The following is a 15,533-nucleotide window of genomic DNA, read 5'->3' as shown; positions in this document are numbered from 1 at the left end:
AAGTCGCATGCCGGTTTCCTCTCGGTCCCTTTTAGCGACTTGTTTAACGTGGCTGCAAGCCGACCGGCAAATCACCACGGGATAAACGCCCTTTACGCCCATGGCCTCCTTGCGTCAATCGCCGGTCTCATTAAACCTCGCCCGTTGAACAAGGGGGACGCGGCATCGTGCGCACCACAGGAATTCTGCCGGATCGGGACATCGCAGCGTTGTTCGATGCACGCGCACTGGTTTCGGCCGGGCCGCTCGACACCGACCAGATCCAGCCGGCCAGCCTGGACCTGCGGCTCGGCGCTACCGCCTACCGCGTGCGTGCGAGCTTCCTGCCCGGCCCGGCCAGCAAGGTGGAAGACAAGCTCGAGCGGCTGAAGCTGCACGAAATCGACCTGACGGCGGGCGCGGTGCTGGAGACGGGTTGCGTCTACATTGTCCCTATCCAGGAACGGCTTGCCCTGCCGGCAGACGTTTCGGCTTCAGCCAACCCCAAGAGCTCGACCGGCCGGCTCGACATCTTCACGCGCGTCATGGCCGACCACGGCCAGGAGTTCGACAAGATACCGGCGGGATACGCGGGACCGCTGTTCATCGAAGTCAGCCCGCGCACGTTTCCGATCGTGGTGCGGGCAGGTTCCCGGCTATCGCAGATACGCTTCCGCAAGGGGCAGGCACTGCTTTCCGAAACCGAGCTGCTGGGGCTGCACGCGCGCGAAACGATCGTGGCCTCCGAGCAGCCCAACATCTCCGGCGGGGGTATTGCGCTGTCGATCGATCTCAAGGGCGACATGGCGGGCGAGGGTGGCGGGCTCATCGGTTATCGCGGCAAGCACCATACGGCTGTCATCGACGTGGACAAGCGCGACGCGCAGGATCTGCATGATTTCTGGGAGCCGCTATACGCGCGCGGGCGCTCGGAACTGATCCTCGACCCGGACGAGTTCTACATCCTCGTCAGCCGGGAGGCCGTTCACGTGCCACCGGACTATGCTGCCGAGATGACGCCCTTCGACCCGCTGGTTGGCGAGTTCCGGGTTCACTATGCGGGCTTCTTCGACCCGGGCTTCGGGCATTCCGATGCGGGCGGCACGGGCAGCCGCGCCGTGCTGGAGGTGCGCAGCCACGAGGTGCCCTTCATCCTCGAGCACGGCCAGATCGTCGGCCGGCTGGTCTACGAGCACATGTTGGCGCGGCCCGGCAGGCTATACGGCGTAGACCTGAAATCGAACTATCAGGCGCAGGGCCTGAAGCTCTCAAAGCACTTCCGCGCCGGCTGAAACTAGGCCTTCCCGTCCGCCCTCATCGCGCGCACCTCGTCGCGTAACGACCTGATTTCCGACAGGATCAGTTCCTGCTCGTGCTGCATCGCCGAGCGCTCCTCGGAAGCCGTGCTCTCGTGCTCCTCCTGCATCGCCGACACGATGATACCGATGAAGAGGTTGAGCACGGCAAACGACGTCAGCACGATGAAGGGTATGAAGAAGAGCCACGAATAGGGATGCACCTCCATCACCGGCCGCACGATGCCCATCGACCAGCTTTCCAGCGTCATGATCTGGAAGAGTGAGTAGGCGGACTCACCCAGCGTGCCGAACCATTCGGGGAAGGTCGCGGCGAACAGCTTGGTCGCCATCACAGAGAAGACGTAGAAGACCAGCCCCAGCAGGAGCACGATCGAGCCCATGCCGGGCAGGGCGGCAATGAGGCCACCTACCACCCGACGCAGCGACGGCACGACGCTGACGAGCCGCAGCACGCGCAGGATGCGCAGCGCGCGGAGAACGGAGAGATTGCCCGTTGCGGGCATCAGCGCGATCGCGACGACGAGGAAATCGAAGACCCGCCATGGATCGCGGAAGAATTCGGTGCGATAGACGACGAAGCGCGCGAGAAGCTCTGCGACGAAGACGGCGAGGACTGCAGTGTCGAGGGCTGTCAGCACCCCGCCGAACCGGGCCATGACCGAGGGAGAGGTTTCCAGTCCCAGCGTGATGGCGTTGATGATGATGAGAACGGTAATCGCGGCTTCGAAGCGGCGCGATTCAATGAGCGTCCTGAGGGCGTCCAAGGCGGGTCTCCGGCGAAAGCGGTGAAGGGCGGCGGATGCCGCCCGCGCGCCTTCCATAAGGCCGAGCCGCGGACGCTTCAACCGTCCGTTTGTCCGCCTGCGAACATGACCCTTGACATGCGCCCGTCGCGCCGCGATCTAATGGCGCCTTCGCGGGTGTAGCTCAATGGTAGAGCAGCAGCTTCCCAAGCTGAATACGAGGGTTCGATTCCCTTCACCCGCTCCAGGTCTTCCACCCGCCAGATCCGGATACGCTACAGGTAGCCTCTCAACGTGGCGATGCTCTCTGGCGAAAGCTTGAGCGTGTATCGATAGCGCGAAGCGTCATACAGTCCGGCCGCCTCGAAAGTCAGCAGGATGCAGTCGTTGCTCCTGTCGACGTTCGAGCGCGTAAGTTGCGCTTCGCTTATCAGCTTTCTCCGGCCGGCGCGCTTTGCGGGTTCCACGTACACTTGCATCCGATCACTCCCTGAGCCTGAAGTCAGGGTCACAGAATGTCTCATCCATCCGGTCCGCTCATCACCCGCTTGGGGGATAGCGATGCGGTGTTGATGTCACGAAAAAAAGATGGCCGGTGGATGCCGGCCATTCATGAAGTAGGGGAACTATCGGGCAGGTGTGGGCTGCCGTCTCTCCAACCCTTCGGAGAAGAATTGGTTCCCGCCGCCGGCGACCGGCGGCGGGTTTTCTACAGCTAGGCAGTCGCCATGCTGCGGCTTTCGCTTCTCAAGCCCTTGAGCAGGGCATAGATCATCAGGAGCAGCAGGAACGCGAACGGGAACCCGGTCGCAATCGCGCTGGCTTGAAGCGCGGCAAGGCCGCCGCCCAGCAGCAGCACGATGGCGATCAGCCCCTCGAAGGTGCACCAGAAGACGCGCTGCGCCACCGGGGCATCCACCTTGCCGCCTGCCGTGATCGTGTCGATGACGAGAGACCCCGAATCCGATGACGTGACGAAGAACAGGATCACGACGACGATGCCGAGAGGCGCGGTGATCGCGGCAAGTGGAAGCTGGTCGAGCATCCGGAACAGCGACAGCTCGGGAACATAGGCCACGACCGTCTCCTGGACGCCGGTGTAACCATCGACGAGGAACTGGCTGAGGGCGGTGCCGCCGAACGTCGTCATCCAGATGATGGAGGCGAGCGTCGGAATGATGAGCACGCAGGTGATGAATTCACGCACCGTGCGGCCGCGCGAAACGCGGGCGATGAACATGCCGACGAAAGGCGACCACGAAATCCACCAGGCCCAGTAGAAGGTAGTCCAGCCATGGACGAAATCACTGTCCTCGCGACCGATCCAGTTCGAAAGTGCCGGCAGGTTCCTCACATAGTCGACGGTGTTGGTGAAGAAGCCGGTGGCGATCGCAAGCGTCGGCCCCAGTACTATTACCGTGAGCAGCAGCAGGAACGCGAGCGCCATGTTGATCTCGGAAAGCCGCTTGACGCCAGCATCGAGCCCCGCCAGCACCGAACCGAGCGCGATGGCAGTGATGCCGACGATCAACAATATCTTCATATTGTCGGTGTTGGGCACGCCGTAGAGCTCGTTGAGGCCGGCCAGGGCCTGCGATGCGCCGAAGCCCAGTGAGGTCGCCAGTCCGAACAGCGTCGCAAAGACGGCGAGGATGTCGATGACATGACCGACCCAGCCGCGCACATGCTCTCCGAAAATCGGATAGAACGCCGAGCGCATGGAGAGTGGGAGGCCGAAATTGTAGGACGCGATGGCAAGCGAAAGCGCTACGACAGCGTAGATCGCCCATGGGTGCAGGCCCCAGTGGAAGATCGTGGCGGCCATGCCCATCCTGCGCGCCTCTTCCACGGCCTCCGGCACCAGCGCACCATCCACCACCGGCGGTGCAAGGCCCAGCGGCGGGTAGTTGAAATGGTTCATAGGCTCCAGGACGCCGAAGAACATCAGGCCGATGCCCATGCCGGCAGCAAACAGCATCGCGAACCATCCCCAGTAGGAATATTCTGGCTTGGCATCGGCGCCGCCGATCCTCACCTTCCCCAGCGGTGTGACGATCAGTGCGAGGCAGAAGAGCACGAAGATGTTGGCCGAGATCATGAAGACCCAGTCGAACGTGGTCGTCAGCCAGACGCGCAGGCCGCCGAGCAGATCGCCTGCCACGTCACGGAAGATGAGCGTCACGATGACGAACGCGACGGTAAGGACGCTCGATATCGCAAATACGGGATTGTGAATGTCCAGGCCCAGAAACTGGATGTTGTCTTGTCCGGGCTCGAGCCCGTGATCTTCGGGCACGATTGCATTTGTGTCGCTCATTGCAGCATCCCTCCATTGCAATGAATTCAGCCACCCGCGCGAACGGCAGGCGGCTATCTTTCTCCGTAGGGGAGTTACGACTCCGCGGGTGGGAGCATGGAATCGGCAGCGGTGGGTGAGGTGCCGATTCGCGACGAATGCTAGGTGAGATACGACGAAAGTCCAAATTTCACCAAATTCCCGTCACTATCCGCAACGAAAAGCCCCGCCGCTGGCACGGCGAGGCTTGTGTATGGGATCGACGTTGCGAAAGGCGAACTGGCGTCAGTACCAGCGGCTCGAACGATCGTTGCTGGAAGAAATCGCCTGTCCGACGACAAGCCCGATGAGAAAGCCGAGAAGACCGGCCGACGACAGCACGGTAGCCGCGGTGCCGGGATTTTCCTTGATGGCTTCCGACACGGCATAGGCCTGCCGGCGTACCTGCTTCGCAGCGCCCCGGGCCTGCCGCGACGCACTCTCATAGGCTTCTTCAGCTTCGTCGCGCGCCTGCTTGTAGATTTCTTCGGTGCGGGCTGAAACGGTCTTGCTCAGCTTGCTGACCTCCTTGCGAAGGTCGCCGATCTGCTTTTCCAGTTCCTTGCGCACGGTTTCGGTGTCGGAATTTTCTGCCATGATCTTCTCCTTGCAAGGCCGTGTCGACATGGCGCCCTGCCATATCGTTCAGGTTCAATTCTGCTCGACCGACACTCCGGTCTCATCGATGCGCAGTTCGACGCCGCTGGGCTTCGTCTCCTCGCGCATCACGTAAATGCCCAGCCCGATGACGGCCACCACGAGGGCGCCGATGATGAGATAGAGATGGTTCTGCTTCATGTGCGCTCCGTCAGAGAAAGAACAACCAGATAAGGATGACGACGACGAGCGGCACGCCCATCAGCCACAAGATGACTGCGCGAAGCATATGAATCTCCTGCTGTTGCCTCAGTAGCCCAACTCGCCCGCTGCAAAACGGCTTGGGGCCGCATTGGTTGCATCGCAGCGCCGGCAAGCTGGCGGCACGCGACCTCTTGAAGCCGCCGCACTTGCCGCGTATCTGCGCTTGGTCTGCTTCAGGAGAAGAACCTTATGTCCGCGATCAACCGCTTCCTCGGCGACACGCCGCTGCGTGTCGCTCTCAAGCTGATCGTCGTATCGTTTCTGGTCGGGATCGTGATGGCAACCTTCGGCTGGTCGCCATGGGACGTGTTCTACCGCATCCAGGACTTCTTCGCAGGGCTTTGGAACCTGGGCTTCGATGCGATCTATCGCTTCTGGGTTTACTTCCTTCTGGGCGCAGCGGTCGTGATACCCGCCTTCATCATCCTGCGCATCCTCAGCTATCGCCGCTGAGACTGGCTGAAACGATATTTTCCCGCTGGCAATGTCGGGCCGGATGAGAATGATGCAGGTCTGATCCACGGGGTAGCACGGAGCGGATGGCCGATGACGGCGATACGGGAGACGAGTGCGGGTGCACGCCCCTTCGAGGTGAGCAATCGGCTCGTGCTGTCCATAGCGCTGCCGATGATGCTCGCCTATCTCACGACGCCGCTTCTGGGCATTGTCGATACGGCGGTGATAGGCAGGCTTGGCGACGCTGCGCTGCTGGGCGGGCTGGCTGCTGGCGCTATCATCTTCGACCTCGTCTTCGCCACGTTCAATTTCCTGCGGACAGGAACCACGGGGTTGGTCGCGCAGGCTTACGGTCGTGGCGACGCGCCTGAGGAACAGGCGGTATTCTGGCGGGCGCTGATCGTGGCTGTCGGTGCGGGGGTATTGTTGGTAGCCGCCGCGCCGCTTGTCGTTCTTGGGGGCGCCCGTTTCATGGCGGCCGAACCAGCAGTCACGGAAGCGATGGCGACCTACGTCTCCATCCGGCTCGTATCCGCGCCCTTCGCGCTGACCAACTATGCCATCCTCGGTTATGTCCTTGGTCGCGGAGAGGCCGGGCTCGGGCTCGGGCTGCAACTGGCCCTGAACGTCGTCAACATGGCTCTGTCAGTTGCGCTTGGCCTGTGGATGGGCTGGGGCGTGGCCGGTGTGGCGTGGGCTACCGTTGCCGCAGAAGCATTCGCGGCCCTGGTGGGCATGAGCATCCTCGTGCTGCGGTTTCGCAGGCTTCCGCCTTTGGCGCAGGGCACGCTGCGCAACGTCGCGGCGCTTCGCACGATGTTCGCGCTCAACCGAGACATCATGATCCGCTCTTTCGTGCTGCTGGGTGCCTTTGCGCTGTTTGCCCGGCAGGGCGCGCAACTCGGTACGCTGACGCTTGCCGCCAATGCCGTGTTGATGAACTTCTTCCTGCTCTCCGGCTATTTTCTCGACGGCTTCGCAACTGCGGCGGAGCAGCTCGCAGGCCGCGCAGTCGGCGCGCGCCACCGCCCAGCCTTCATGGCTGCCGTGCGTCTCACCGCGATCTGGGGCTTCGCCGTCTCGGCGGGCGTGGCGCTGCTGTTTCTGGTTTTCGGCAACGGCCTCGTTGCCCTGATGACGACATCCGCCGATGTGCGCGCCATGGCGGCAGACTATCTGCCATGGGCCGCGCTGACGGCGGTTTCCGGCGTGCTGGCCTTTCAGATGGACGGCGTCTTCATGGGATCGACGTGGTCGCGCGATCTGCGAAACATGATGCTCGCCTCGTTTGCACTTTTCATCGCGGCGCTGGTGGTTCTCGTGCCGCTGCTCGGCAATCCGGGGCTTTGGGCGTCGCTGCACGTCTTCCTGATCGCGCGGGGTTTGAGCCTATTTGCGATCATGCCCGTGCGTGCACGAGCGACCTTCGAAAACTAGTCGATCGAGGCAGCTTCCCATCTGGCAAGCGAGCTATCGCGCAGGTCGCCAATGGTGGAAACGCCCTCCCGTCGGGCTATGTCCGCAAGTCCGCGCACGATCCGTCCCGGAAGGGTCGGGCCGCCATAGATCATGCCGGTATAGAGCTGGACGAGGTCCGCTCCGGCGCGAATTTTCTCCATGGCCGTCTCGGCGGAATCGACGCCGCCAACGCCGATGAGGGCCACATCCGGGCCGAGCCGGCGACGCATTCGTGCAAGGACGGCTGTCGAGCGGGCAAAGAGCGGGCGGCCCGAAAGGCCTCCGGTCTCGGAAGCGTGGATGCTCCTGAGCCCCGAGCGCGACAGTGTTGTATTGGAGACGATCACGCCTTCGATCTTCCGCGCCAGCACCTCCTCGGCGATGCTGTCCAATTCGGCTTCGGACAGGTCGGGCGCAATCTTGAGGAACAGCGGTGCGGGGCTTCCGGTTTTTGCCGCTTCGGCGTCGCGCGCATCGATCACCGTCGCCAGCAGTTCGGCAAGGCTGTCGCGCGACTGCAGGTCGCGCAGTCCGGGCGTGTTGGGCGAAGAGATATTGATGGCAAGATAGGAGGCGACCGCCGCGAAGCGCTCGACGCCCAGCCGGTAGTCCGCGATGCGATCCGCACTGTCCTTGTTGGCGCCGATGTTGACGCCGGCTATGCCCTGGCGGCCGATACGCGCCTTCAGGCGCAGCAGCGCGCGCTCGTGGCCGTCATTGTTGAAACCCATGCGATTGATGACGGCGTCATCTTCCGTCAGCCGGAATATGCGCGGCTTCGGGTTGCCAGCCTGCGGCTTCGGCGTCAGGGTGCCGACCTCGCTAAAGCCGAAGCCGAGGCCCAGCAGCGCGTCGGGCACTTCGGCGTTCTTGTCGTATCCTGCCGCCATGCCGAGCGGATTTGGAAAGTCGAGCCCGGCTATCCGCACCGCCAGCCGTGTGTCGATGGGCGGGCGAGGGCAAAGCGCTGCGGCGCCGCCGGACTTGAGTGCTGCGATGGAAAGACCATGCGCCGTCTCGGGATCGAAAGCGAAGAGAAGCCTGCGTCCAAGGCGGTCGAGGCCCGGGATCATTCGTCAACATCCGGGAAGATGTGCACTCCATCCGAGCCCAGCGGCAATGGCTTCACCCAAAGGACTGCAGAAAGATCGAGTGGTGCGTAGAGATGCGGAAACAGGGCGCCCCCGCGAGACACCTCGTACCGCAATGCGGGGCCTAGCCGCGCCTCGTCGATGGCAGCCAGCAGCAGCCCGGTCTGCCCGGCAAAATGCTTGGCCGCGGTTTCGCGGGCCTGCGCCGCGGTTGAAAAGTGGATATATCCGTCGGTAAGGTCTATCGGCGCACCGCGGAACACGCCTCGCGCCTCGGCTTCACGCCACAGGCTTTCCGGAACGATCTTGTAGATGAGCGTGGTCATAGCCAGCGCTATAAGCGCAATGCCGGGTGATGAAAACGGTGCTGCGCCAACTATTCCGGCAATTTTTCCGAAAGGGCTGGCCATTCGTCGAGGAACATGGCTCGCGCTCTCAAGCCGCCGGGGCCGGTCTGGCGCTGCTCGTCCTGATTGAGCCGCGCGAAGACCAGCGTACGGTCGCCGCGCGTCGCCCAGCCGACGAACCAGCCCCAGCCGCGCGCACGGTTGAACGAACCGTCGGCATTGCGCGGATAGGCCGAGCCGGTCTTGCCCGCAACGGTCCAGTCGCCGGCCCGTGCGCTTTCCACGATCCGCAGCGTCTGTTCGACGGCGCGGCGCTCGACCGGCAGGTTGCCCGTAAGGAGGTTGCGGAGGAAACCGACCTGCTCGACCGGTGAAATCCTGAGCGAGGAACTTATCCACGCACGCTCGAGCGCGTTGTTCTTCCCGGGGTCTCCGGCGAAGTCGGCGTTGCCATAGCCGAACCGTGCGGCATAGGACGTCAGGCGCTCGACGCCGAGGTCACGCGCAATCTCTTGCGAGTACCAGACCACCGAGTGTTTCATCCAAGCCTGTGGGTCGGTAGGCTGTTCCCAGTTCGCGCCCCAGTTCGGGTAGCCGGCCTTGAAAGGCAGCACCGGTGTCTGGGGGTCTCTCAGAAACCTCGCGTCATACCCCATCACCGCGAGCGGAATCTTGAAGGTGGACGCAGGCGTTACCCGGCTTTGGCAATCGCCTTCCTCAAGCAGGATCGTTCCCGTTCTGGCATCTGCGACGATCGTGCAGACCGTGCGCGCCGATGCCGCGTGCGGAAAGACGAACGCAAACAGGATGAGTGCCGGCAGCAGGGCGAGCTTCATGCATGATCCCTCGACGAATCTGGTGATTGCCTTGCTAGCAGGCATTTGCGGATTGTGCATGACCACTCTGGGTTGATCGTATGGTCCTGTGGTTGCACACCAGAGGGGCGCCGACGCAATTCCGGCGCAATGGCGCGCTTCAACACAAGCTTGCAGTCGATGGAGGCAGAGATGCGATACTCAGGTCCGATCCTGGCCGCCGCAACGCTCATGATGGCTGTGTCGCCATCGCTGGCGCAGGACGTCGAGCGCTATCAGATCGAACGTACAGACGAAGGTTATGTGCGCCTCGACACCACAAACGGGCGCATGACGCTCTGCCAGGAGCGCGGTGGGCAGCTTGTCTGCAAGATGGCCGTGGAAGAGCGTACGGCTTACGAGGACCAGTTGGACGAGTTGCAGGCGCGGGTCGATGCGCTGGAGGATCGGCTGGCTGCGCTCGAAAGCGGCCAGCCCGCGGCCCAGTTGCCGAGCGAGGAGGAATTCGAGCAGACGCTGGGCTATATGGAGCGCTTCTTCAGGCGCTTCCTCGGCATCGTGCAGGATCTGGATCGTGAGTACGGGCGGGGCGAACGGCCCTCCGAGCCCCCGGCCGATCGTACCTGATCGTATCGACTAGCGAACACCGCGCTCGAAGCCATGCAGTTCCATGCCGGCTGCGAGCATCAGGACCGAAACGGCGAATAGGCCGCACGCCACCAACAGCGTGCCGGCCGCGAACCTTCCGTAGACCTCGCGCAGCACGCTGGTGAACCGGCGCGTAGCCTCGGCATCGCGCGGACGCGTCCGCTCGTCCAGGTAAAGCCAGACTTCCGTGTGCTTCGGCTGCTGCCAACCCACATAGTGAGCCTTGAGCAACAGGATGATGGCCATCACCAGCGAAAGCACGGCCCCGGTTCGGAATGCGGCGGGCGGACTGAAGGCGAAGGAGACCATCACGCAGACGATGGCAAGCGTGCCGAAACTCACCGCCCGCGCCACACACATGACTGCGACCTGACGGATCGGTTCCATAACCCGGTCTCCAGATTAGACTAAAGTCGAGTATGCGGGTGCTGCCCTAGCGGCAGCAAGTAACATTGCGGAGAGAATGAGCAATCGCTGAAATGGTTGCGTCGGGCGCGCCAGTCTGCTGAAAGCGGTCACACGCTTGCAATGCGGGGGTACCGGCGCATAATCGCGTCGCGACGCCGCCAGCCGGGGGTTACACTCGGCGGGGCGAATCGGGGGAGGTGCGTTTGCCGTCAGGCTTCACGTTTGTAATTGCCGACGATCATCCGCTTTTCAGGGGTGCTCTCAAGCAGGCTCTGGCGGGGGTGGGCGAAGGCAGCCGCATTCTCGAAGCCGGCGACTTCGACAGCGTCAAGACGCTCATCATCGACAATCAGGATACCGACCTCGTTCTCCTCGATCTGACCATGCCGGGCGCAAGCGGGCTTTCGGGCCTCGTCGCGCTGCGAGGGCTGGATTCGAGCGTGCCCATCGTTGTCGTGTCGGCGCACGACGACCCCGTGACGATCCGCCGTGCTCTCGAGCTCGGCGCATCGGGCTTCATCTCGAAATCGGCGAGTATGGAAGATATCCGCACCGCCGTGCAGGCCGTGCTCGAGGGCGGCGTCGCAGCACCCGAAGGCATCGATCTCGGCGAGGAGGGCGACCCGGAGATATCCGATCTGATCGGCAGGTTGCAGACCCTCACCCCACAGCAGACGCGCGTGCTTGGCATGCTGGCCGAAGGGCTGTTGAACAAGCAGATCGCCTATGAGCTCAAGGTCTCGGAAGCGACGATCAAGGCGCATGTCTCGGCGGTTCTGCAGAAGCTTGGCGTGGACAGCCGCACCCAGGCGGTGATCCGCCTGTCGCGCATCGCAACCGACCCGTTGCAGGGCGTGGAGTAATCGCGGCCTATTCCGCCGCCGACAATATCTTCCGGTAGCGCGTCAGCACCGTCCTCAGATTGGCCGGCTTGACGGGCTTGTTGATGACGGCGACATCCATCGCCGCGGCGGCTTCGCGCACCTCGTTGGAGCGATCGGCGGTAACCAGGATCGCCGGTGTTTCCGGGCCGTGCACCGCGCGCAGCCGCGCGATGACGTTGAGGCCGTTTTCGCCGCCGTCGAGGTGATAGTCCGCCAGGATGACGTCCGGACGCCGCGCCGTGTCCCTGGGAGGCAGGTCGTCGGAACCGGATGCGGTTTCCACGTGACAGCCCCACCCTTCCAGCAGCAGGCGCATGCCCTCCAGGATCGGGCCGTCATTGTCGATGCAAAGAACGCTGACGCCGTCGAGCATGACGTTCGGGCGAACGGGTGTGCGCACTTCACTGACCAGTTCGAGCTGGGGCGCCTCGACACGCGGCAGGATGACCGAAAAACGCGTGCCTTGCCCCTTGCGTGACTCCAGCTGGATTTCCAGCCTCAGCACGCGGGCGATGCGATCGACGATCGACAGCCCCAGCCCCAGCCCCTGTGCCACCTTGGCGCCTTCCTCCAGCCGGGTGAACTCCCGGAACACTGTATTCAGCTTGTCCCCGTCGATACCGATGCCGGTATCCCACACCTGAAGCTCGAGCAGTTCGCCACGTCTGCGAACGCCGACCAGCACCCGGCCGGAGCGCGTATACTTGATCGCGTTCGAGACGAGGTTCTGCACCAGCCGTCGGAACAGGTTGCGATCGGTGTTCACCGCCAGCCGGGAGGGAACGATACTCAGCCGCAAGCCTCTTGCGGCGGCAAGCGGCTGGAAATCGGTCTCGATCTGGCGCAGCAGCCCGTCCAGCTTGAATACCGTTTCCACGGGCTTCATCGCGCCGGTGTCGAGGCGCGATATGTCGAGCACCGCCCCCAATATGGTCTCGACCGATTCCAGCGAGGATTCTATGTTGCCAACCGCATCGCCAACTTTGCCTTTCTCGACTGTCTCCAGAAGGGCGGAGCAGTAGAGGCGCGCGGCGTTGAGTGGCTGCAGGATGTCGTGGCCCGCGGCGGCCAGAAAGCGCGTCTTGCCCAGATTGGCTTCCTCGGCCAGCATCTGCGCCATCGCCAGCTCTTCGTTCACGCGGGTAAGCTCGGCGGTGCGGCTCACCACGCGCTGCTCCAGCGTCTCGTTGACCCGCTTGAGCGCGAGGTCCGCCTGCACGCGTGCCGTGATGTCGGTATAGGTCGCGACGATGCCGCCATCGGGCATCGGGTTGGTGCGCAACTCGATGATGCGGCCCGAGCGCTTGAGTTCGATCGACCACACTTCGCCGAACCACGTCATCCGGTTGAGCGTCTCGTATTCCGAACCGCGCGGAATGTCGCCCCGGTCCGCCAGATAGTGCAGCACATGGTGCAGCGATACGCCCACCTGACCCATCTCGTCGGGCAGGTCGAACAGCGCGCGGAACTGGCGGTTCCAGCAGGTCAGGCCGAAATCGCGGTCGAACACCGTGACGCCTTCCTCCATCTGGTCCAGCGCGGTCTGCAGGAGGTCGCGGTTCTGCTGCAGCGCTTCGGTCGCGTCGTCCAGCAGTCGCAGTGCGCCGCGCGAGTTGCTGTCGTTTCGCTGGAAAAGCAGCGACAAAATGAGCCGCGCAGATGAAGATCCGACCGCGCTGGTGAGCAACTGCTCCGAAAAGCGGATGACCGACATGGAGGCAAGCTCGTTGCCGTTGATGGCGCGACCTTCCTTCGCCTCGAAACTCTGGAACGAACGTTCGGTGCGCTCGACCCCGAGATAGCGCGAGATCGTGTCCTTGAGGTCGTTGACCGTCACCGCCGTGCGGAAACGCCTCAGGCTCGGCATCGGGTTGGCATCGCGTGGCACGAAAAGCGCTGCTTGAATGCGCTCCAGCGGCATGGACGCGCGCGACAGCGACCCGAGGATAAAGAATAGCGTGTTGATCGAAAGGCTCCAGATCACGCCGTGGTTCAGCGGCTCGCCCACCGTGCCGAACAGCGCCTGCGGGCGCAGGGCCTCTAGCCCGAACAGGCCGGTGCGCAGGATCTCCGTATCGCTGGGCGCGAGTGAGGGAAACAGCAGCGTGTAGGCCCACACGGTGATGCCGGCGATCATGCCCATCACCGCGCCGCGGCCGTTCGCGCCACGCCAGATGAGCCCGCCTATGAAGGCTGGTGCAAACTGCGCGATCGCGGCAAACGATATCAGCCCGATGGATGCCAGCCTCGTGTTGCTCGTTGTCTCGCGGTAGTACAGGAACGCCGCGAATAGGATGACGAAGATGGCCGCGCGGCGGATGTTGAGGATAACCTTCGACCAGTCTTCGCGGTCGGCAGCATGCGACTTGAGCAACCGGCGCATCACCAGCGGGATGACGAGGTCGTTCGAGATCATGATCGACAACGCTACGCTCGCCACGATGACCATCGCGGTCGCAGCCGACAGGCCCCCGATGAAGGCGAACAGCGCCAGCGCGTTCTGGCCGTAGTGAAGCGGAAGCGAGACGACGTAGAGGTCCGAGTTCGATTCCGGCCCCAGCACTGCGAGGCCAGCGAAGGCGATGGGAATGACGTAGAGGTTGATGGCGATCAGGTAGAGCGGGAACATCCAGCTCGCCTTGCGCAACTCCTCCTCCGAGCGGTTTTCCACCACCGTCACGTAGAACTGGCGCGGCAGCATGATGATGGCGAAGCCGCTCAGCACGGTCATCACGATCCACGTGGCAAGCGAGGTGCTGTAGTCCAGCGACTTCTGCACCTGCTCGTTGGCCGAGACGGTGGCGATCATCTCCGCAGGGCTGCCCAGCAGGAAGAACGACACCGCGACGCCGACCGCTATGAAGGCGGCAAGCTTGACGATGGATTCCACGGCGACCGCGAGGATCATCCCGTCCTGATGCTCGGTCGCGTCGGCATGGCGCGTGCCGAAAAGGATGGCGAACAGCGCAAGCAGCAGGGCGACGGCCAGCGAGATGTCGCCGATAACGAAGTCGAACGCCGGCGGCGCACCATTGTAGTGCTCGACCATGAGGCTCATCGAGCCGGAGATCGCCTTGAGCTGAAGCGCGATGTACGGAACGGTACCGAACATCGCGATCATGGTAGCGATGGCTGCTACGGCAAAGCTCTTGCCATAGCGCGCGCCGAGGAAGTCTGCGATCGACGTGATCTTCTCGGTCTTGGCAACCCTGATGACGCGGGCCAGAAACGGATAGCAGAAGAAGAAGACGAGGATCGGCCCGATATAGATGGTCAGGAACTCGAAGCTGCGCTCACTGGCCAACCCGACCGAGCCGAAGAACGTCCACGACGTGCAGTAGATGGCTAGGCTGAACGCATAGATGTACGGCCGTGCGCGGCCCGGCCCATGTGTCACGGCGCGGCGATCGCCGATGCTTGCGATCGCAAACAGCAGCGTCACATAGGCGATTGCCACGATGACGATGACCCAGCCCTGCACCTGTTAAGTCCTCCCTGACGAACGGTGCGCCTTGGCCAGCGAGGCAATCACAGCTTGGCTTGCCTGTCCATTGATCTTGAGACGCAGTGGGATGATCCGCCCGGTTGTACCCGCCCATTCTTTCCCGCTTATCGCGCGCGCCGATTTTGCTATTGTTGCACAGTCCGGTCCTGGCCGGGGGGTCGATTCGAGCGCTGTTCCGTTCTCCGAGGAGGGAAGGATGATTAAGGAATTTCAGGAATTTATCGCCAAGGGCAATGTCATGGACCTTGCGGTCGGTGTCATTATCGGCGGCGCATTCGGCCTCATCGTGTCGTCGCTGGTCGACGACATCATCATGCCGATCGTCGGCGCCATCTTCGGCGGCTTCGACTTCTCCAACTATTTCCTCCCGCTGTCGTCGGAAGTCACGGCATCCACTCTGGATGCGGCTCGTCAGCAGGGCGCGGTATTCGCCTATGGCAGCTTTATCACCGTAATCATCAACTTCGTCATCCTCGCCTGGATCATCTTCCTGATGGTCAAAGGGGTGAACACGATGCGCCGCAGGCTGGAGCGCGAGAAGGAAGCTGCACCGGCCGCGCCTCCGCCCGCCGACGTCCAATTGCTGACGGAAATTCGCGACCTGCTTGCGAAGCGATAGAAGTCTCGCTACTCACCTGCCGGCCCCGGTCGCGTGCGATCGGGGTCTTTCCTTTTGCGAGATGA

Annotated in this window: 16 protein-coding genes, 1 tRNA gene and 1 riboswitch; of the genes, 7 read left to right on the top strand and 10 right to left on the bottom strand. The window is 63.0% G+C overall.

The window, feature by feature from the left end; all coding sequences use genetic code 11:
• Positions 1 to 10 precede the first annotated feature (10 nt).
• A riboswitch (SAM riboswitch) is annotated at positions 11 to 88 on the bottom strand.
• 76 nt (positions 89 to 164) lie between these two features.
• Positions 165 to 1,271: a 2'-deoxycytidine 5'-triphosphate deaminase gene (locus tag FY036_RS21155; protein ID WP_148916765.1), complete on the top strand. Its 1,107-nt coding sequence runs from the start codon at positions 165 to 167 to the stop codon at positions 1,269 to 1,271.
• Positions 1,272 to 1,273: 2 nt separating this feature from the next.
• On the opposite strand, the gene FY036_RS21150 is transcribed toward FY036_RS21155, so the two are convergent.
• Positions 1,274 to 2,062: an ion transporter gene (locus tag FY036_RS21150; RefSeq protein ID WP_148916764.1), complete on the bottom strand. Its 789-nt coding sequence runs from the start codon at positions 2,060 to 2,062 to the stop codon at positions 1,274 to 1,276.
• Between the two features lie 152 nt (positions 2,063 to 2,214).
• Between FY036_RS21150 and FY036_RS21145 the strand changes: the two genes are divergently transcribed.
• Positions 2,215 to 2,288 (top strand) — tRNA-Gly (locus FY036_RS21145).
• Between the two features lie 28 nt (positions 2,289 to 2,316).
• Here FY036_RS21145 and FY036_RS21140 read toward each other — a convergent pair.
• The 4 genes from FY036_RS21140 to FY036_RS23965 all read right to left on the bottom strand — a co-directional run bounded on the left by FY036_RS21140 (position 2,317) and on the right by FY036_RS23965 (position 5,174).
• Positions 2,317 to 2,520, bottom strand: coding sequence for a hypothetical protein (locus FY036_RS21140; RefSeq protein ID WP_148916763.1), 204 nt, complete (start codon positions 2,518 to 2,520; stop codon positions 2,317 to 2,319).
• Positions 2,521 to 2,756: 236 nt separating this feature from the next.
• Positions 2,757 to 4,358, bottom strand: coding sequence for a BCCT family transporter (locus FY036_RS21135; protein WP_148916762.1), 1,602 nt, complete (start codon positions 4,356 to 4,358; stop codon positions 2,757 to 2,759).
• A gap of 264 nt (positions 4,359 to 4,622) precedes the next feature.
• Positions 4,623 to 4,973 carry a DUF883 family protein gene (locus FY036_RS21130; protein WP_148916761.1) on the bottom strand — a complete coding sequence of 117 codons (351 nt, stop codon included), beginning with the start codon at positions 4,971 to 4,973 and terminating at the stop codon, positions 4,623 to 4,625.
• Positions 4,974 to 5,027: 54 nt separating this feature from the next.
• Positions 5,028 to 5,174: a hypothetical protein gene (locus tag FY036_RS23965; protein ID WP_201744827.1), complete on the bottom strand. Its 147-nt coding sequence runs from the start codon at positions 5,172 to 5,174 to the stop codon at positions 5,028 to 5,030.
• A 252-nt stretch (positions 5,175 to 5,426) separates the two neighbouring features.
• Between FY036_RS23965 and FY036_RS21125 the strand changes: the two genes are divergently transcribed.
• Both FY036_RS21125 and FY036_RS21120 read left to right on the top strand, forming a co-directional pair.
• Complete coding sequence (locus FY036_RS21125) at positions 5,427 to 5,690, top strand: DUF6460 domain-containing protein (protein ID WP_148916760.1); 264 nt, start codon at positions 5,427 to 5,429, stop codon at positions 5,688 to 5,690.
• Positions 5,691 to 5,783: 93 nt separating this feature from the next.
• Positions 5,784 to 7,130: an MATE family efflux transporter gene (locus FY036_RS21120; RefSeq protein WP_148916759.1), complete on the top strand. Its 1,347-nt coding sequence runs from the start codon at positions 5,784 to 5,786 to the stop codon at positions 7,128 to 7,130.
• On the opposite strand, the gene FY036_RS21115 is transcribed toward FY036_RS21120, so the two are convergent.
• From FY036_RS21115 to blaOXA, 3 genes are read right to left on the bottom strand one after another with little or no spacing between them, the layout of a single operon-like run.
• The gene (locus tag FY036_RS21115) at positions 7,127 to 8,221 is read right to left on the bottom strand and encodes a quinone-dependent dihydroorotate dehydrogenase (protein WP_148917139.1); all 1,095 of its coding nucleotides are present in this window, start codon (positions 8,219 to 8,221) and stop codon (positions 7,127 to 7,129) included. The genes FY036_RS21120 and FY036_RS21115 overlap by 4 nt on opposite strands.
• Positions 8,221 to 8,568, bottom strand: a complete 348-nt coding sequence (locus FY036_RS21110) for a DUF952 domain-containing protein (RefSeq protein WP_148916758.1) — start codon at positions 8,566 to 8,568, stop codon at positions 8,221 to 8,223. Before FY036_RS21110 ends, FY036_RS21115 begins: the two co-directional genes overlap by 1 nt.
• Positions 8,569 to 8,618: 50 nt before the next feature.
• Positions 8,619 to 9,425 (bottom strand): class D beta-lactamase, encoded by an 807-nt coding sequence (gene blaOXA, locus FY036_RS21105; protein ID WP_148916757.1) that lies wholly within the window; start codon positions 9,423 to 9,425, stop codon positions 8,619 to 8,621.
• Positions 9,426 to 9,596: 171 nt separating this feature from the next.
• Between blaOXA and FY036_RS21100 the strand changes: the two genes are divergently transcribed.
• Entirely contained in the window at positions 9,597 to 10,031 is a 435-nt protein-coding gene (locus tag FY036_RS21100; protein ID WP_148916756.1) for a hypothetical protein, read from the top strand.
• A 9-nt stretch (positions 10,032 to 10,040) separates the two neighbouring features.
• Here the strand turns inward: FY036_RS21100 and FY036_RS21095 are convergent, their stop codons facing one another.
• Positions 10,041 to 10,439, bottom strand: a complete 399-nt coding sequence (locus tag FY036_RS21095) for a hypothetical protein (RefSeq protein ID WP_148916755.1) — start codon at positions 10,437 to 10,439, stop codon at positions 10,041 to 10,043.
• A 224-nt stretch (positions 10,440 to 10,663) separates the two neighbouring features.
• Here FY036_RS21095 and FY036_RS21090 point away from each other — a divergent pair, with 224 nt between their 5' ends.
• On the top strand, positions 10,664 to 11,323 hold the full coding sequence (locus FY036_RS21090) for a response regulator (protein WP_148916754.1): 660 nt from the start codon (positions 10,664 to 10,666) through the stop codon (positions 11,321 to 11,323).
• 7 nt (positions 11,324 to 11,330) lie between these two features.
• Here the strand turns inward: FY036_RS21090 and FY036_RS21085 are convergent, their stop codons facing one another.
• Positions 11,331 to 14,825, bottom strand: coding sequence for a PAS domain-containing hybrid sensor histidine kinase/response regulator (locus FY036_RS21085; protein WP_148916753.1), 3,495 nt, complete (start codon positions 14,823 to 14,825; stop codon positions 11,331 to 11,333).
• Between the two features lie 220 nt (positions 14,826 to 15,045).
• On the opposite strand from FY036_RS21085, the gene mscL reads away from it, so the two are divergent.
• Entirely contained in the window at positions 15,046 to 15,468 is a 423-nt protein-coding gene (gene mscL / locus FY036_RS21080) for a large conductance mechanosensitive channel protein MscL (protein ID WP_148917138.1), read from the top strand.
• Positions 15,469 to 15,533: the final 65 nt, after the last annotated feature.

The organism is Neoaquamicrobium microcysteis, assembly GCF_008180155.1.
Classification (GTDB): Bacteria; Pseudomonadota; Alphaproteobacteria; order Rhizobiales; family Rhizobiaceae; genus Aerobium; species Aerobium microcysteis.
Note: the sequence above shows the minus strand (reverse complement) of the source record. Positions and strands in the feature narration are given on the sequence as shown.

Coding starts and splice junctions, on each gene's coding strand:
- FY036_RS21140 (WP_148916763.1), bottom strand. CDS start 2,520: ATGCAAGTGTACGTGGAACCCGCAAAGCGCGCCGGCCGGAGAAAGCTG.
- FY036_RS21135 (WP_148916762.1), bottom strand. CDS start 4,358: ATGAGCGACACAAATGCAATCGTGCCCGAAGATCACGGGCTCGAGCCC.
- FY036_RS21130 (WP_148916761.1), bottom strand. CDS start 4,973: ATGGCAGAAAATTCCGACACCGAAACCGTGCGCAAGGAACTGGAAAAG.
- FY036_RS23965 (WP_201744827.1), bottom strand. CDS start 5,174: ATGAAGCAGAACCATCTCTATCTCATCATCGGCGCCCTCGTGGTGGCC.
- FY036_RS21125 (WP_148916760.1), top strand. CDS start 5,427: ATGTCCGCGATCAACCGCTTCCTCGGCGACACGCCGCTGCGTGTCGCT.
- FY036_RS21120 (WP_148916759.1), top strand. CDS start 5,784: ATGACGGCGATACGGGAGACGAGTGCGGGTGCACGCCCCTTCGAGGTG.
- FY036_RS21110 (WP_148916758.1), bottom strand. CDS start 8,568: ATGACCACGCTCATCTACAAGATCGTTCCGGAAAGCCTGTGGCGTGAA.
- blaOXA (WP_148916757.1), bottom strand. CDS start 9,425: ATGAAGCTCGCCCTGCTGCCGGCACTCATCCTGTTTGCGTTCGTCTTT.
- FY036_RS21100 (WP_148916756.1), top strand. CDS start 9,597: ATGCGATACTCAGGTCCGATCCTGGCCGCCGCAACGCTCATGATGGCT.
- FY036_RS21095 (WP_148916755.1), bottom strand. CDS start 10,439: ATGGAACCGATCCGTCAGGTCGCAGTCATGTGTGTGGCGCGGGCGGTG.
- mscL (WP_148917138.1), top strand. CDS start 15,046: ATGATTAAGGAATTTCAGGAATTTATCGCCAAGGGCAATGTCATGGAC.